The 17,079-nt window shown below is 60.6% G+C and carries 14 protein-coding genes; 5 read left to right on the forward strand and 9 right to left on the reverse strand.

All coding sequences use genetic code 11. The features are described 5' to 3' along the window. The first annotated feature begins 192 nt into the window (after positions 1 to 192). Both MQW23_RS03995 and MQW23_RS04000 read left to right on the forward strand, forming a co-directional pair. On the forward strand, positions 193 to 861 hold the full coding sequence (locus tag MQW23_RS03995) for a GntR family transcriptional regulator (RefSeq protein WP_252106522.1): 669 nt from the start codon (positions 193 to 195) through the stop codon (positions 859 to 861). Positions 862 to 916: 55 nt separating this feature from the next. Beyond that, complete coding sequence (locus tag MQW23_RS04000) at positions 917 to 1,486, forward strand: DUF1415 domain-containing protein (RefSeq protein WP_252106523.1); 570 nt, start codon at positions 917 to 919, stop codon at positions 1,484 to 1,486. Here MQW23_RS04000 and MQW23_RS04005 read toward each other — a convergent pair. The 8 genes from MQW23_RS04005 to MQW23_RS04040 all read right to left on the reverse strand — a co-directional run bounded on the left by MQW23_RS04005 (position 1,464) and on the right by MQW23_RS04040 (position 10,515). Beyond that, the gene (locus MQW23_RS04005) at positions 1,464 to 3,128 is read right to left on the reverse strand and encodes a sensor domain-containing diguanylate cyclase (protein ID WP_252106524.1); all 1,665 of its coding nucleotides are present in this window, start codon (positions 3,126 to 3,128) and stop codon (positions 1,464 to 1,466) included. The genes MQW23_RS04000 and MQW23_RS04005 overlap by 23 nt on opposite strands. A gap of 174 nt (positions 3,129 to 3,302) precedes the next feature. Further along, complete coding sequence (locus tag MQW23_RS04010) at positions 3,303 to 3,797, reverse strand: GNAT family N-acetyltransferase (protein WP_252106525.1); 495 nt, start codon at positions 3,795 to 3,797, stop codon at positions 3,303 to 3,305. A gap of 72 nt (positions 3,798 to 3,869) precedes the next feature. Further along, positions 3,870 to 4,862: an LLM class flavin-dependent oxidoreductase gene (locus MQW23_RS04015; protein WP_252106526.1), complete on the reverse strand. Its 993-nt coding sequence runs from the start codon at positions 4,860 to 4,862 to the stop codon at positions 3,870 to 3,872. Between the two features lie 171 nt (positions 4,863 to 5,033). After that, positions 5,034 to 5,720: an SDR family oxidoreductase gene (locus tag MQW23_RS04020; protein WP_252106527.1), complete on the reverse strand. Its 687-nt coding sequence runs from the start codon at positions 5,718 to 5,720 to the stop codon at positions 5,034 to 5,036. Between the two features lie 93 nt (positions 5,721 to 5,813). Then, positions 5,814 to 7,073: a nitrate regulatory protein gene (locus tag MQW23_RS04025; RefSeq protein ID WP_252106528.1), complete on the reverse strand. Its 1,260-nt coding sequence runs from the start codon at positions 7,071 to 7,073 to the stop codon at positions 5,814 to 5,816. A 54-nt stretch (positions 7,074 to 7,127) separates the two neighbouring features. Next, positions 7,128 to 8,480 (reverse strand): MFS transporter, encoded by a 1,353-nt coding sequence (locus MQW23_RS04030; RefSeq protein WP_252106529.1) that lies wholly within the window; start codon positions 8,478 to 8,480, stop codon positions 7,128 to 7,130. Positions 8,481 to 8,746: 266 nt separating this feature from the next. Next, entirely contained in the window at positions 8,747 to 9,766 is a 1,020-nt protein-coding gene (locus MQW23_RS04035) for a patatin-like phospholipase family protein (protein WP_252106530.1), read from the reverse strand. 104 nt (positions 9,767 to 9,870) lie between these two features. Beyond that, positions 9,871 to 10,515 carry a murein L,D-transpeptidase catalytic domain family protein gene (locus MQW23_RS04040; protein WP_442908574.1) on the reverse strand — a complete coding sequence of 215 codons (645 nt, stop codon included), beginning with the start codon at positions 10,513 to 10,515 and terminating at the stop codon, positions 9,871 to 9,873. Positions 10,516 to 10,859: 344 nt separating this feature from the next. Here MQW23_RS04040 and MQW23_RS04045 point away from each other — a divergent pair, with 344 nt between their 5' ends. Continuing rightward, entirely contained in the window at positions 10,860 to 12,497 is a 1,638-nt protein-coding gene (locus MQW23_RS04045) for a L,D-transpeptidase family protein (protein ID WP_252106532.1), read from the forward strand. Positions 12,498 to 12,614: 117 nt separating this feature from the next. Here the strand turns inward: MQW23_RS04045 and MQW23_RS04050 are convergent, their stop codons facing one another. Next, positions 12,615 to 14,303, reverse strand: coding sequence for a peptidoglycan DD-metalloendopeptidase family protein (locus MQW23_RS04050; RefSeq protein ID WP_252106533.1), 1,689 nt, complete (start codon positions 14,301 to 14,303; stop codon positions 12,615 to 12,617). A 745-nt stretch (positions 14,304 to 15,048) separates the two neighbouring features. Between MQW23_RS04050 and MQW23_RS04055 the strand changes: the two genes are divergently transcribed. Both MQW23_RS04055 and MQW23_RS04060 read left to right on the forward strand, forming a co-directional pair. Further along, the gene (locus MQW23_RS04055) at positions 15,049 to 15,969 is read left to right on the forward strand and encodes a LysR family transcriptional regulator (RefSeq protein ID WP_252106534.1); all 921 of its coding nucleotides are present in this window, start codon (positions 15,049 to 15,051) and stop codon (positions 15,967 to 15,969) included. A 75-nt stretch (positions 15,970 to 16,044) separates the two neighbouring features. Continuing rightward, a complete protein-coding gene (locus tag MQW23_RS04060; protein WP_252106535.1) occupies positions 16,045 to 17,037 on the forward strand; it encodes a glutathione S-transferase family protein in 993 nt (330 codons plus the stop codon). Positions 17,038 to 17,079 lie beyond the last annotated feature (42 nt).

Consider the following 17,079-nt stretch of genomic DNA (forward strand, 5'->3'; position numbering starts at 1 on the left):
GAAGTGATCGCTCTTGTACGTCGTCGTTGTGTCGAAGGCTTTTGCGAAAAGCGGTGCGCCCTCGTTAAAGGCGTTTTATCATATCTTTCATAAAAAAATCGATTATTTTTAAAAGCGGATTGCCGCGCCGATTTGTATTATCGCGTATCTTGTGTCACCACGTATTTCGTATCACTGCCTGGAGAGGCCACCATGAACAATGATGCGCTGCCGCCCGGCGGCACGGCGTCGAGCCGCATTTTTGAGACGCTGCGCCAGGATCTGGTGCGCGGGCGCTTCGCCGCAGGTGAGAAGCTGGCGATCAACGCGCTGAGAGAGCGCTATCAGGTGGGGCTTAGCCCGCTGCGCGAGGCGCTGAACAAGCTCGCCGCCTTTGGGCTGCTGGTGCAGGAGAACCAGCGCGGTTTCCGGGTGCCCGGGCTTAACGAAGCCGAGCTCGAAGACATCGCGCGGCTTCGCATCGAGCTCGAGGGTATGGCGTTCGAGCGGGCCATCGTTCAGGGCGATGCTCAGTGGGAGGCGGATCTTCTTGGGGCGGCCCACCGGCTCAAGCGCGCGGATAAAACCCAGGACATGGGCGAGGCCTGGGAGGCGCTGCATACTCGGTTTCACCGCACGCTGGTAGCGCCCTGCGGCTCAGCGTGGCTGATTCGCTTCATCGAGCAACTCCACGACCAGTTCGATCGCTATCGCCGGTTGGGCGCCAACCCCCCGGTGATCCGCCAGCCGCTGGACGACCAGCACCAAAAACTGGTGGAGCTGGCGCTTGCCCGCGATGCCCAGGCCGGCCGTGCGCTGATGGGCGATCATATTCGCCAATCTTTTGACGTGGCGCTGGCGCACTACCGTCAGCACACGTAGGCTGGCGGCTCTAACGGGCAGTGACGACAGACGCAGTGACACAGAAGAGGCCGACATGGCGGTAACGGATGATGTAGTAATCGAACAAACGCTTTGCTGGGTACGAACGTTTATCGTCGCGCACGATATTTGCCCCTTCGCCAAGCGTGAGCTCGACGCGGATCGCGTGCGTGTGCAGGTGGTACGCTCCAAAAAGATCGAAGTGGCGCTCGAGGAGCTGGCCGCGGAGCTCGAGTGGCTAACCCAACACGACGAGGTCGAAACTACGCTTCTGGTGCTGCCGACGCTGTTCAAGAGCTTCGATCACTACCTGGATTTTCTGGAGCTCGCCGAACACCTGGTCGAAGAGCTCGGATTCGAAGGTGTCTTTCAACTGGCAAGCTTTCACCCGGACTACTGCTTCGCCGATGCCGACCCGGAAGACGCCGCCAACTACACCAACCGTTCACCCTACGCCATGGTACATATACTGCGCGAGGCGAGCGTCGAGAAAGCGATCGCGTTTTACGGCGACACCGATGCGATCCCCGAACGCAACATCGAGAAGCTAACGGCCATGGGAAGCGATGCCGCCCAGGCCGCGCTCGAACGGTGCTGTGACGCTAGCGGCCGGGGCGATGAATGACCAGCCGGTGCTTGCCCTGGCTTTTCGCCGCGTAGAGCGCGCTATCGGCCAGTTTTAGCACCGTTTCGATGTGCTCGCCGTGTTGCGGCCACCAGGCCGCGCCGAGGCTACAGCCTACGGTGGCCGTTTGCCCCTCTACGAGTTGAATGGGGCGCTCGATGGCATTAAGCAGACGCCTTCCCACTTCATGAGTGAGTGGCTCGAGATACTCCGGTTGGGTCTTGAGCACCATCACGAATTCGTCACCGCCCAAGCGTGCCACCACGTCGCCGCTTCGCAGCGCGTTTTTCAGCCGGTAGGTGATCTCGATGAGCAGCAGGTCGCCGGCGTGGTGGCCAAGTTCATCATTTACTCGCTTAAAACCGTCCAGGTCGATGTAGATCACCACCATATTCTGTAGGTGGCGCTGCGCCTCGGGCACGGCATGCTGCAGGTATTGCATCAAAAAGGCGCGGTTAGGCATGCCGGTCAGTGGGTCAGTGTTGGCCAGATCCTCAAGCCGGCTGATGGTCTGGCGTTGATCCGAAAGTCGGCCAACCATGTTGCGCAGCGAAACCGAAAGACGCTTGAATTCGCTGGCGCCGCGCTCAAGCGGGATGATACTCGCTTGCTCCCCCTCTTCGATACGATCGGCGGCGCGCGCCAGACGCTTGATCGGTGCAACGATGGAGGAGGCCACACACCACCCAACTGCCGCGAAAACGAGTGCCAACAAGAGGCCGATACTCATGATCGACGTTTGCAGCCGCTGGGCCGGAGCAAAGGCGTTACTAATGGGTTGGCGGCTGATTGCGACCCAGCCCAAGCCGCTGAAATCCTCGAAACCGCCACTGCGAGCGTAACCGGTCACGTAACGCTGGCCGTCGGGCCAGGTTTCGACCGCCCAAGTTGGCGTGGTATCTCCCAAGCTTGGGACGTGTTTAAGCGATGCAAGCGATTGGCCCAGCATATCGTCGGAACCGAGCAGTACCGTTGCGTCCTGCGAAAGCAATAGTATGTCGGTATCGCTTTTTGCCTTTACGTGCGAGAACAGGGTGCGCTCGATGTACTCCGCCCACTCCCAGCTCAAGTGCACCGCGAGTACACCGCTAAAGCGATCGTTGCGGTCATGCACTGGGGTTGCGATATCGACGAATTTGAGTGCCTCACCGGTAGGGCTTGGAAGCAGGCTCGCTAACAAAACCGCTTCATGCACGTCGCCCACCCAAAGCTTATGCTGGCCTTCGAGAAATACCGGACGCTGTGCGATGGAAACGCCTTCTAAAATACCGTTGGTGGCCGCGCGCACCGTCCCTTGCGTATCGGTTAGACCGATCCAGGAGACGACATTGAAACTGTCCTGCAAGCGCTCGAGCTGACGTTGCAGCATCCGAGAATCGTTTTCTGTTCCGAGCGTTTGCATGGCCAGTAAAAGTTTTACCTGCTTGACGCGCGCATCCATGATGCGATCAAGCAGGTTGACCATCTGATAAGCCTCTCGGGAAGAAGCCGAGCCGATCTGCGCTTTAAGCTGCTGAGCCGACTCGCGCGATGCAACCCAGCCAAGCATCAACGTCGTCGCAAACACCAGCGCGGCGATCAGGGCGATAAAGCGCGTGCGCAGTGAAAAGCGCGAGGACCACTCTGCGAAAAAATGCCCCATGGGAGAACGTCGGCCAGCCGGTTGAGAAGAGCAGGCGACATATTGCCGCCGGATATGCCTGTGAAGCTACCCTAAAAGTGCGCCGTTTGCATGTAACCGATTGCAACCATGGGTAAAATTATTGGAGCGCCGAGCCAAGCCGTCATCCCGGAAGCCGTAGTGGAGCAGTCGAGGCTACAAAAACTTGTGCATCACGTAAGTATCGACCGGCCCAAACGTCGGGTGGCGAAAGGCACCGGGCACCGTCCCTACGATTGCAAAGCCGAGCCGCTGCCACAGCGCCACCGCTATCTCGTTGCTGGCCACCACGGCGTTGAACTGCATGGCGCTGAACCCAAGCGCCTTACCGAGGGTTTGCGAGTGCTCGCACAGCGTGCGGGCAACGCCCTGACCGCGAGCGGCGGGGGAGACCATGTAGCCGCAGTTGCAGACATGATTGCCCGGGCCTGCCGCGTTGGCTTTCAGGTAGTAGGCGCCCAGTATTTCGCCCTCACTGTTCTTAATCACGCGGGTGGCTGCTGGCGCTTCGCACCAGAGCGTGTAGGCCGAGTCGAAGTCGATCGAAGGATCGATGGCGTAGGTCTGCTCCGCCTTGACGATGTCGTGGAAAACCGGCCAAAAGGCGGTGAAGTCCTCGCGGGTCATGGGAGCGATGGTGTGATCAGACATGGCGCTATCCGCTAAGATTGAAGTTTTCAGGCAGCGACGCTCAAAGCCGCTGCCGCTATAGAAGAAACGACGCTAGCGCGCGGCGTCCATGACGATTTCGTAGCTTCTCAGCCGATCCTGCGGGTCGAAGAAGTCGCTGTTGATCATCAACTCGTCGGCGCCGGTACGTGCCTGGAAAGCCTCGAGTTCCGCCTTGACGGTATCCGGGCCGCCGATGATGGCTGCGCCTAAAAACTGGCTGACCTGAGCCTGCTCCATCGGCGTCCAGTCGAGCTGCTCGACCGGCGGCTGCGAGGTGGTGGGCCGTCCGCGAATCAGGTTGAGAAACTTCTGCTGAGCGGTCGTCGCCAGGTAGTGCGCCATCTGGTCGGTATCGGCGGCGATCACCGGCATGCCGACCATGGCGTGGGGTTTGTCGAGCACATCAGAAGGGCGGAAATTGTCCCGATAAAGGCGCAGTGCTTCGAACAGATAGCCCGGCGCGAACTGGGCGGCAAAGGCGAACGGCAGCCCCAAGCGCGCGGCGAGCTGGGCGCTGTAGCCGCTCGAGCCTAGCAGCCAAATCGGCACGTGAGTGCCCTGGCCGGGCACCGCATTTACCTGCTGATGCGGGGCGGCGTCGCCCAGGTAGCGCGTCAGCTCGTCGAGCTGGGCGGGAAAGTCGTCCACCCCGGCTTGGGCGCTTCGACGCATGGCGCGCATGGTGGCGCCATCCGAGCCCGGCGCCCGGCCAAGGCCTAAATCGATGCGCCCGGGGTAGAGCGTTTCCAGCGTACCGAACTGCTCGGCGATGACCAGCGGCGCGTGATTGGGCAGCATGATGCCGCCACTTCCTACGCGAATCGTCGAGGTTTGGCCCGCGACGTGGCCGATCAGCACCGAGGTAGCTGCGCTGGCAATGCCGGCGATGTTGTGATGCTCCGCTAGCCAGTAGCGCGTGTAGCCCAGCGCTTCGGCGCGCTTTGCAAGCTCGACACTGTTGGCAAAGGTCTCCGCGGCGCTGCTGCCTTCGCGAATGGGCGCCAGATCCAGTACCGATAGGGCGGTCTCGGCGAGTTGGCTCATGATTCACCTGCACGTTGAGTGAGAAGCGGCTGACGAACGCCTTTTCATTAAATTCATTAGCGCGCTTGTTAATACACTGTTATGCGGGCGAGCCAAGCCTAAAACAAGGGAGCGGTATCGATAGCTCGCTGGTGACGCTATCGATACCGCCGAACGAAAAAGCGGGGGTAGCTATTCTCGCAGTGGAGTGGGGCGAATGAGAATCTCGTTGACGTCGACATGGGCTGGCTGGTTCAGCGCGTAGACGACGGCGTTGGCGATATCCTTGTCCTCCAGCGCCTGTTCCGGGGGCTCGTCGAAAAACGGGGTATCGACCATGCCGGGTTCGATCAGCGTGACGCGAATGCCGGTACCGCGAAGCTCTTCGCGAAGATTGTAGCCAATGCCCGTAACCGCCCACTTGGTGGCGCTGTACATCGAGCCTGGAATGGTGGTGCGCCCGGCGGCGGAGCCGGTGAGCAGTACGTGGCCAGCGGAGCGCTTGAGCGCCGGCAGACAGGCCTGAAGCGTCAGCCCCACACCGTACACGTTGGTAAGGATCATATCTTTCCACTGCTGATGGTCGGCTTCGCTGAAGCCGCCACTAGAGCCGCCTTGCCCGGCGTTGGCGAACACTGCGTCAATTCGGCCAAAGGTTTCCAGTGCCAGTTCGACCATGGCGCGCTGCTGCTCCATATCGGTGACGTCGAGCTCGACGGTCAACAACTTTTCCCGTCCCAGTTCCTGAGCGAGGGCTTCGAGCTTATCCGTCGAGCGCGCGGCGAGTATTAGCTTGTAGCCTTCACGCGCGGCTGCGCGCGCCGTGGCGGCGCCGATACCGCTCGAGGCACCGGTGATGAGAATGACACGGTCATGCATGGGTAGCGCTCCTTGCCAATGTTTCAAGGGGCCTTTTAGCATGGCCAATGGGCCTTGATGTTGCAAACCGGCCAGCCCGGCCAAGGCCCGTCATCACGGCGCTTGGCGGGACAGCATGCTCGAAAGGTCCAAAATCGACTGCGCCATGCTCGCCATGCTTTTGCTCTGATCCATCGAGGTCTTGCGTAAAAAACGGTACGCCTGCTCTTCGCTCATCGACTGGTGCGCCATGATCAACCCTTTGGCCCGCTCGATCAGCTTGCGCTCCCGAAGCGCCTTGCGGGTGTTTTCCAGCTCATCGCTAAGCCCTTGAAGGCGGCTGGACTGGGCGTGGGTTAGCTCGATCAGCGAGCGGCCGAGCGGCGAGGAGAGCGCACTGAGCGTGAGATCACCGAGCGCGCGATCTTCGCCCAACGCCAGAAGCTGCTCGCACGGCGCAGGCTGTGCCCGCACGCGGGGCGTGTGCGCCTCATCAAAAGCTCGCTGCGCCGCTTCGATTTTTACGTGGCATAGCGCGGCCAGCTCGTCGATCGCGGTGTCCTCCACCTGCTTCAGGCTATCGATACGCTGCGTGGTGAGCGCGTACCAGGTTTCGCTCATGCGTGCGTCGCTATTAGAGCGGGCGCGTTCGCCGCGGTGGGCGCTGTCGCGTAGCGTCTCGATGTAAGTAAGCGTTTGCTTACAAAGCGACTGGTGCCAGCTCTCCCGAGCGGTGGCGCCAGCGAACTCGAGAAAGGTATCGAAGCAGCGGTTTTGATCCTGGGTCAGCCGTTCGAGCAGTGCCCGGTGCGGCTCGTCAAAGTGCCCGTAGGTAAAGCCGAAGGCGCCGCAGGCGCGCTCCTGGCCCGCAAGCTCCTTGCCCTGCATCAGGTGAAAGATGGCGACAAGCGCGCGGGTGATGTCCGGATCGGCGGCGGTGTCCGCGGCTTCAAACACGATCGCCAAAAGCCCGCCGATCAAGTCGTTGAAGGCGCGGGTGGCGCCGTCCGGCGTTAGCTCGCGCGCGTCGATCGCCGCGCGCAGACGAGGCAGGTCATCGAGCGCCAGCCAGACGGTGGCGATGCGACGCAAAAGCCGCGCCCCAGCTTCGGGGCGCGGCTTTTCGCAAAGCGCTTCAAGGCGCGTGCGCATTAGCGCTTCGGCCTGCTGGCCGCAGGCCATGAACTCGGTCCGCCGGGTCGCGAACTGTTTGCCCTTGGAGGCAAGATAAATGGTCGAGGCGCCGCGCTCACGCTGAAGCACGTGAATGAAACGGCTGATGTCGCCCACCATGTCGCACGCGGCCGCCAAGTGGCGCAGGTTGTCGATATCAAAGCGCAGCGCCATGAGTAACAGTGTGCGACCAGAAGCCATGAGGCGCTCCTTGTGTGGCCGGCCCTGCGGCGTTGCAGGGCCGGGAGTGAGTGTCTAGCGCAGCGAAAGCGCCCCCGCGCCGGTTTGCTCGCCGAGCGCGTTTTGATAGGCCTTTGCCTCTTCGGCTTCCGTGGCATCACTAAAGCGCACCACCAGCACGCTGCCCGCCAGCATCAGTACGCACAGGCCCAGATAGAAAAGCCCTTGCTGATAGGTCAGGCTTTCGCTTCGAAACAGAAACGCCGCCAGTACCGCGCCGACGTTACCGCCGGCGCCGACGATACCCGCCACCGCGCCGAGCGCCTTTTTATTGATGAACGGCACCACGCCGAACGTGGCGCCTTCGGCCATCTGCACGAAGAGGCTGAACACGAGCATGATGCCGATCGCAAAGCTCAGCACGTGCATCTGAGAGAAGGCGATCAGCGCGATGCCCTCGCACACCAGCGCGATGAAAAGCCAGCGCACCCGGCCTTTCAGCCCCCCATGCTTGGCGAACAGATCCGAAAACACGCCGCCCAGGGTGCGCGCGAAGATGTTCATCAGGCCAAACAGGCCCGCGATCAGGCCGGCGGTGGCCAGCGTTAGCTCGAAGTGGTCGAAAAAGTAGATCGCGGCGATGTTATTGATGGTGAGCTCGACCCCGAAGCAGAGCCCGTACACGACGAACAGTGCCCACACGCGGATATCCTTCGCCGCGGATAAAAAGCTGTTCATCGCACCGTATTCGCCGGAGGCTTCCGGCAGTTCGCTGCGGGCTCTAAGCTCGGCGAAGCTGCCGTTCGGCGCATCCTGGGTGAAGAACCAGTAGCCGATACCGGTAAAAAAGAGCACCACGCCCGGCACCACCATGGCCAGGCGCCAACCGAGCGTCTCGCTGACACCAAGCATCAAAAGCCCCGAGAAGATTAGCGGCATCAGAATTTGGGTCGTGCCGCCGCCCAGGTTACCCCAGCCGGCGCTGGTGGCGTTGGCCGTACCGACCACGTTGGGGGCGAACATTACGGTGGTGTGGTACTGGGTAATGACGAACGAGGCGCCGATCGCGCCGATCGCCAGGCGCGCCAGCAGGAAGGTTTCGAAACTGTCGGCCAGGCCAATGCCCATGACCGGAAGCGAGCCCACCAGCAGCAGCCCAGTGTAGGTCTTGCGCGGGCCCAGACGGTCGCACAGCACGCCTATCAAGAGCCGAACGATCACGGTGATCGCCACCGAGGCGATGATGGTGTTACCGACCTGGGTTTGGGTGAGCGACAAGTCCTCGCGGACCACCGCCATGAGTGGGGCGATGCCGAACCAGCCGAAAAAGCAGATATGAAAGGCAAACCAGGAAAAGTGAAACGCGCGCATCTGCGGCGTCGAAAAGCTGAACAGGCGTATACGATTAGCCTTGTTGCGAATATCCATGAGGACCTCACCAAGCGCGAACGAGTTTTAGACCGCCGCGCGTTTGCGCTGGCGGCGTACGAGAGGACGCCTTCGCCCTTGAAGGCCTACTCGACGCACTCGTACCCGTTGGGCCTGGTCCACGCCTGTCGTTGTCGATAAACACAAAGCAATTATGTCGCCAGCCAGCGATTTTTATCGAAATGACAGCGTATTAGCGTTTTGAAGGGAAGGGTGGGCGCGCCGTGATACGGCGTCACTGCATCAAAATGGGGCGCCCGGGGCGGCTATTCGTTCATGTAGACGGTATCGATATCGAGCGTGGAGCGCTCGCCAAGGGCATCGAAGTTTTCTTCCAGCCAGCGTTCGGCGGCGGTGCGACCCAGCTCGAACAGGTGGCACAAAAAGGGCCATTCGGCGTTCATCTTGCTCGACACCGACAGATCCTCGAGCGCTTGCTCGCCGCTGATGCGGTGAAACAGCGCCTGCTGGTAGCAGTTTTCGATGCCCTGCTCGTCGAGGGCGTGCTTGAGCAGGGCGATCATGCGGATCTCCTTGATCAGTGCAGCGTTGAAGGTGATCTCGTTCAAGCGGTTCATGATCGCCGAGGCGGTGGTCGGCAGGGTGTCACGGCTAATTGGATTGATCTGCACCAGCATGATGTCGCGGGCGCCGCACTCCTCCATGAGCGGAAACAGCGCAGGGTTGCCCATGTAGCCGCCGTCCCAGTAAGCCTCGCCGTCGATTTCCACGGCCTGAAAAACGAAGGGCAGACAGGCGGACGCCATGACCGCGTCCAACGTCATCTCCTCGCGGCGAAAGACGCGCTGCTTGCCGGTGCGTACGTTGGTGGCGGTGACGAAAAGTTTGAGCTGATTGCAGCTACGTACCCGGTCGAAGTCGATATGCTCATCGACGATGGTGCGCAGTGGGTTGAGGTTCAGAGGATTGAGCTGATAGGGCGAGACGAGCCGGCTCATCAAATCCATGGCGATATAGCCTGGCGACTGATCGAGACTCCAGTTGCCGGTAAGGATATCCAGCGGCGAGCGGCGGATCGGGCTTGTCATGCCAGCGCGGCTGACCGCCTGCCAAAAGTCGCGCAGCGCCTGGCGGGCGGTCTCCTTGTTGCCTCGGGTCAGCGCATCGGCCATGACCACCCCGTTCATGGCGCCGGCGCTGGTACCGCTAATACCTTCGATCTCGATGTGGTCATCTTCCAGCAGGCGGTCGATCACCCCCCAGGTATAGCCGCCGTGGGCACCGCCGCCCTGTAGCGCCAGGTCCAGCGTTTTCGCGTTCGCCATGCCAGCTCCTCGCTTGGTTGAAAGGCAAGCCTAAGCCTGGCATAAAACCCCCGAGACGAAAGCGAGCGCTTCAACGGCGCCGCACTGCGGTCTTGACCTGCCGGCTAGCGCGTCGCGGCAGCGAGCTGGTAAATGCCGGCACCGCCGCTTGGACAGCGCAAAAACGCGGAGTTTTCCATCCATTGCGCGTCCGGGTAGTAGGCGAACACGTACTGGTTCTCCTTTAGGCTATCGATCAGCGGGTAGGTGACCTCTTCGCGTACCGCCGGGCAGCCGTGGCTTCGGCCCAGCCGTCCGGTCTGGGTGATGAAGTCGTCGCTGACGTAGCTTGCGCCGTGAATGACGATGGCGCGATCGAAGGCCTGGTCGTTGACATCGGCCTCGAGCCCGTCCAGGCGCAGCGAGTAGCCGTTGCGCCCGTAGTAGCTGTTCATGGTCCGAAAGAGCCCGATGCTGGACTGATGGCTCTCCGGGATGTTGGAGAACACCTCGGCATTGGCGTCGCCGGAGCCTTGCCCGTGGGACACGAGTTCCTTGAACAGCAACTGGTTGTGCGCCAGATCGAAGACCCACAGGCGTTTTTCGGTCGAGGGTAGCGAATAGTCGATGACGGCCAAGCGCTCGGCGCCGGGGTCGGCGCAGGAGAGCGCTTGGGCGGCAAGCTCGAGCGCTCTGGGGGTGGCCTCCGGCGCGAGTAGCTGAAGCTGGTGGTTGAGTGAAGAGACGCCGGCGGGTTTCGACGCGTCCATTTGAGCATAAAAAGGAGAGGAGTCCGCGTGAATCGCGGTGCTTGCCAGCGGGGTAGAAAGAACGAGTAAACTTGAAAAAAAGCCTAATCCGAGCCGCATAGTGTCAGACCTACTATCATTAGGGATACGCCGAGCGATAAAGCCATTGTTGGTCGCGCCAATGCCCGCCGAGCCTGTTCGCAAGAGGCTGTTTTCGGTAGCCTACGCTTGCAGGTTCCTTTTACAGGATGGGAGCGCCGAGTTCGAGGCTGAAAACGGCGTTGGCCAAACCAAACATCGGTGTGCGCATGTTGTATCTTTATTGGGTTGGCATGCGACACCGCATAGTAACCCATGGAGGGGTTATGAACGAGAATCCGTCGATCCACCACTGGGCGATGCGCGCCGTTATGGTTGCCGCGCTGTTGCCGCTGCCGCACGCCATCCATCATGCCTATGCCGACACGTTGGCTCAACCAGCGCTTGCCCAGCAGTTAAACGCCTACGCCAACGATCAGCCGCTCCAGCAGTTCTATCAGGGCCGTGAAGATCAACTGGTATGGCAAGACGCTGCGCTCGTTGAGTCTCTCGCGGCAGCGATTGCGCGACTCGACGAAGACGGCCTGACCCCCAGCGACTACCGCGGCGCGGAGCTCATCGACGACTTTCAACTGAGCCAGCAAGCAGGAAGCAACGCTCAGGCGCGCTTCGATATCAAGGCCACCCAAGCGCTGCTGCTGGCACTCGACCATCTTTCACGTGGCAAGGTGGATCCACAGACGCTCGCGTCACAATGGAGCGGGGAGCGCCCGGCGCGTGCTTACAGCATGAGCCGGGTACGCATGGCGCTGGCCCAGGGCGATGTGGAGGCGGCGTTTGAGGCGGCTCGGCCTCAGACGAGTGCCTACCGAGAGCTTCGCCAGACGCTAAGTGACTACCGCGCGCTCGAGCGCCGCGGCGGGGCGCCGGCGCCTTATCTCGGCGGCCGCGAAGCCGCGCTCAGACTTGGCGACACCGATGATGAAGTCGTCACGCTGCGCGAGCGGCTCGCCCTCTGGGGCGAAAGTGGTCTGGTCACCGCCGATGAAGACGCCTACCCCATGATCGACGCCCGAGTGCGCGACGACAATCAGCGGCGTTTCGACGCTACGGTGGAAAGCGCGGTCAAGCGCTTTCAGCGCCGCCATCAGCTCGAGGCGGACGGTGTCGTCGGGGAGCGCACCCGGCATGCGCTCAATACGCCGCTGTCGGCGCGTATCGATCAACTGCGCATAAATCTCGAGCGGGCGCGCTGGCTGGCGCATTTCGACGGCGAGTCACGTGTATGGGTCGATGTGGCCGGCTACCAACTCCACTACCAGCGGCCCAACGGCCAGCAGTGGAATGCCCGAGTCGTGGTGGGCTCGCCTCAGCGCGCTACCCCCATGATTCACTCCTCGATCAGCCATCTCACCATCAACCCGACCTGGACGATTCCGCCGACTATCATGCGTGAGGACGTGCTGCCGCGAGTACGCAGCAGTACCGATTATCTCTCTGCGCGTAACATTCAGGTGTTGAGCCCCGGCGGCGAGCGGCTGGACCCGTCGTCGGTCAACTGGCAAAGCCCTGGAGGCGTCATGCTTCGCCAAGTTGCGGGCAGCAGCAATCCGTTGGGGCGCCTGGTCGTGCGCTTTCCCAACGACGACATGATCTATCTGCACGATACGCCCTCAAAAGCGGCGTTTGGGCGCGCCGACCGTGCGCTGAGCTCTGGCTGTATCCGGGTCGAGGGCATCAGCGAGCTGGCGCAGCTGCTGCTTCGTGACAGCGGCAGTCAGCATCAGGTCAACTCCTTGATACAGCGTGGGCGCAGCGATCAGAACGTGAGCCTGCCTCAGCGCATTCCGGTACAGCTTCACTACCTAACGGCCTGGCCCAACGCCGAGGGGGACATCGAGTTTCGCGACGATATCTACCGCCACGACGATGCGCTTCTCGCAGCGCTAAGCCGTCCGGTTTAACCCTGGCTGCCACCGTCGAGCGTCAATAAGCATTGAGCGTAAAAAACGTAGAAGGAAAAAAGCGTGGAACGAAAAAAGCCGCCTCGATAGGCGGCTTTTTCGTGCGCGGTGATTAAGCTATTCGCCGCGCTGGTAGTTGGCGACGCTAACGGTGCCGGTTTCGCCGCTTTCAAGCGCGGCCAGCATGGGCTCGGCCTGGTTCTGGAACGCGATCAGCGTGTCGCCGGAGAGGCCTGAAGATTCCGGCAGGTCCACGGTCATGGCGTTGACCGGCGAGTTGTTCACGATGACTTCGTAGTGCAGGTGCGGGCCGGTACTGCGGCCGGTGTTGCCGGAAAGCGCGATGCGCTCGCCCATGGTGACGCGCTCGCCGACGCTGACCAGAGGCTTGGAGAGGTGCAGATAGCGCGTGCGGTAGCCGTTGTCGTGGCGAATGACCACGTAGCGGCCCGCAGCGGCGTGGTTGGCGACCCGCTCGACGCGGCCGTCCGCCGGCGCAACCACTGACGTGCCGATGGGCATGGCGAAGTCAGTCCCATTGTGCGGGCTGATCCGACCGGTCACCGGGTGGTGGCGCTGCGGGTTGAAGTTGGAGGAGAGCCGGTAGCTGCCCTCAAAAGGATAGCGCGCGAAGCCCGGCTCCAAACCGCTGCCTTCCGGGGTATAGAAGTGATCGTCCGCGGCGTTACGTACCATGGTCAGATCCATGCGCTCGCCTTCGTACTGAACCGCCAGCACGCGCGAATCCAGCGTTTCGCCGTCGATCATGTCGGACTCGACCAGCACGCTAAAGCGGTCGCCCCGGCGGCTGTCACGACGAAAATCGAGCTTCTGCTCGAGCAGATGGGTCAGTTCGGTCACCGAGCCGCTCGAAAGGCCGGTCGCCTGAGCGGAGCGTGCGAAGCTGCCGCTGACGCTGCCGGCGAACAGGCGTTGTACCGGCTCGCCTTGGCGCTCGATCACGGTCGAGGCGAAGGCGTTGTCGTCACGCTCGAGCAGCACGCCGTCGCGGATATCCTTCATCATGCGAAGCGAAAGCAGACGGCCATCTTCGTCTACCTTGTAGTCGAAACTGTTACCCGCGCGCCAGTTAGTCAAAATCTGCGGGTCCGGCATGTCGTCCAGAAGCGCGACGACTTCGCTGTAGCCTAGCCCCAGCTCGTTTTGCGCCACCAGAGCGAAGGTTTCGCCGGACTCGACGATATGAGTTTTCCACTCGGGAACGTAAGGCTCTTCGGCGGCGAGTTCGAGATCGAGAAACGAGATGTCGTCGAACAGTTCGATGCCGTAGTCCTCGTAAGAGGTGGCGTCATCGATATCGACGGCGTCGACAGAAGAGGCATCGGCAATTTCGACCGGGCCGTAGCCGCTCGGGTCGTCGATATTGAGCATGCCACTAGTCAGCGTACCGAACACGACCGCCATGTGAATGGCGCCGTCGTCAAGCTGGGGCCGGGCGTCGATTTCGCTGGCCATTGAGGCTTCGGCGGTCGCAATGACGTCGAGATCCACGATTTCGCGAGGCGCGAGATCCTTGAGCGGAATTTGTTCGCGAGTGGCGTCGATGGCGCGAGAGGCGCGGTCGATCGCTTCGGCAACCGGACGACGCTCCTGATGCAAGGAGGGGACCGTTGCAACGGCGTCGCTTGAAAGCGGAACCAGCACGCTTTCCAGCGAAGTACGGGGGGAGTTCAGGTCTTGATACGTCGTTAACAGCTTCTGTGTGCCCAGCACTGTGACCATCGTAGCCACGGGTAAAAGTAATAATTTATGCGTGCGAGGCAGCGAATGGAGGATTCGCAACATGGGTAAATTGACCGCCGAGTTCGAAGTTAAAATGAACGTAAAAGTGAACAAGCTCGGGAACAATACCCCATGGGGTAGGGGGTGAATAGACTGTGTTTCCATACAGAAAGAGAACTTTTGCGTTTGTGCAAAAGCCCGTGAGACGGGGCATTCAAAGGAAACAGTGTTTGCTAATTCTGCTTCAATGTTTGGGCCTATTTCGCCATCGCTGAAAACAGCTTGTACAAGGACAGCCGCTTGTATCGTTTCACCTTTAAGATATAGACAAGAGTGGCGGCTTGTAAAGTTCGATGTACAAGATCGGTTCAATGGTGGCTGACGGTTTTATCCCTTCGGCTCCGTAAAAGGACGAAGTTCACCGCTCGTTTGGCATACAGCGAGTACAATCTGCGTCGCGCTTTTTGTACAAGAGTGCTTGCCAGGTGTTCGCTATCGAGCGCGGTTGATTAGCGGTTCGGCTTGCCTGTTAGGCCGCTAATTAAACGTGCGCTAGAAATGAAGGGTACACATTCCGATATTTTGTTTTTTTTTGTAACGTTCGAGTTTACTCGATAGTGAAACGCTCGCGCCAGTAATATCAAGCGATGTTATACATATTAAAAGAAAAGTTCCCTTATTTTTTTAATTTTTTAATTTTTTAATTGGAAGGAGAGCGTAACGTGTCTATTCGCCGTCGCTGCCATTCTGGTATGGTTTTTTCGAAGGCCAAGCGCACAAATACGCTTTAAGCGTCGAGGAAATCGAAATGTCTCGGGTAACCCTTGCTCAGTGGCACATGCTCGCTGCGGTTGTGGATCATGGCGGTTTTGCACGCGCCGCTGAAGCCATCCATAAAAGTCCTTCCACACTCAATCACGCGGTGCACAAACTCGAAGAGCAGCTGGGCGTGCAGGTGCTGGAGCCGGTCGGGCGGCAGGTGCGGCTGACCGAGGCCGGCGAGCTTCTGCTGCGTCGGGCGCGTCAGCTCATCGAAAGCGCCGCTTCTATCGAGGATATTGCCTTAAGCCTGGCCGAAGGGCTCGAAACCGAAGTGACCGTCGCCATCGATCAGGTATTCCCGGCCGACGCCCAGGCCAAGGCGCTGGAGCGCTTTTCCGAAGCCTACCCGCAGGTGCGGGTTCAGCTTTATGAAAGCGTGCTCAACGGCGGCGTCGAGATGCTGTTCGACGGCAGCGCGGACTTGGTGATTTCCGGTATGGAAGTGCCTGGCTTTCTGGGCGAGCCGCTGGTCAACGTGCGCTTTATCGCGGTGGCCCACCCGTCGCACCCGCTTCACGGGCTGGAGCGCTCGCTCGATCTACGTGATTTGGCGCAGTATCGCCAGCTTGTAGTGCGCGACTCGGCGACTCGGGAGTCCGTCGATGCCGGCTGGCTCAAGGCCGAACAGCGCTGGACGGTGAGCCATCTCAACACGTCGCTGGACATGATCAAGCGCGGGCTCGGTTTCGCGTGGATGCCGATCACCCGCATCGCCAACGAGCTCGAGCGCGGCGAGCTCAAGGCCTTGCCGCTTTCCGCTGGCGGCACGCGCGAAGCGCCGTTTCAACTGATCTTCAAGGACCGTGACCGGGCGGGCCCCGCGACTCACGCGATGGCCCAAGTGCTCAAAGAGGCGGTCGCCGAGCGCTGCACACGCGATTCTATTTTCTCGAACGATAAAGGGTAAAACATCCGCTTGAGCCGTTTTCATGGCGCGCTATGCTCTAGGGCATCAACTCAATGCAGCTAAAGGAGCCGCCCAATGGGACTATTGGTGGAAGGTGAGTGGGTCGATCAGTGGTACGACACTAAAAAACACGGCGGCGAGTTCGTCCGGGAATCGGCCAAGCTGCGCGACTGGGTTGGCGAAACCGACGATGCGGATCGCAAAAGCTTTCCCGCCGAGCAGGATCGTTATCATCTTTATGTATCGCTGGCCTGCCCCTGGGCGCATCGCGCACTGATCATGCGCAAGCTCAAGGGCCTTGAGGAGCTGATTGGCGTCTCCCACACAAGCCCTTTGATGCTCGATCACGGCTGGACCTACCAGAAGAACGAAGGCTCGAGCGGCGATCGGGTCAACGGGGTGGCTTATCATTTTGAACTCTACACCATGACCGAGGCCGACTACACCGGGCGCGTGACGGTGCCTGTGCTCTGGGACAAAAAGCGTAGCGCCATCGTCAATAACGAGTCGGCAGAGCTTGTACGCATGTTCAACGGCGCCTTCGATACGCTGACCGGCAACGATCTGGACTTCTACCCGAGCGACCTGCGTGACGTCATCGACGAGGTCAATGAAGATGTCTACGATAACGTCAACAACGGCGTCTACAAGGCGGGGTTCGCTACCGAGCAGTCGGTCTATGAGAAGCACGTCAAGGCACTGTTCGACTCGCTTGACCGACTCGAAGCACGCCTGGAGAATCAGCGCTACCTGGCCGGGGAGTGGCTCACGGAGGCGGACATTCGCCTCTTCACGACGCTGATTCGCTTCGATGCGGTCTACCACGGCCACTTCAAGTGCAACGTTCGGCGCATAGAGGATTACCCGAATCTCTCGAACTATCTGCGAGAGCTTTATCAGTGGCCGGGCGTGTCTGAGACCGTGAATATGGATCACATCAAGCGCCACTACTACTACAGCCACGAGTCGATCAACCCCACGCGTATCGTGCCGGTTGGGCCCGCGCTCGATCTCGAGCGCCCCCATGACCGCGAGCGCTTGAGCGGGCAGGGCATTCGCCGCCGCTGATCAATTTGTTCCTAAATTAAAAAGGCCGCCCTGAAGGGCGGC

It is taken from the genome of Halomonas sp. S3-1-1, assembly GCF_023757625.1.
In the GTDB taxonomy this organism is placed as follows: domain Bacteria; phylum Pseudomonadota; class Gammaproteobacteria; order Pseudomonadales; family Halomonadaceae; genus Vreelandella.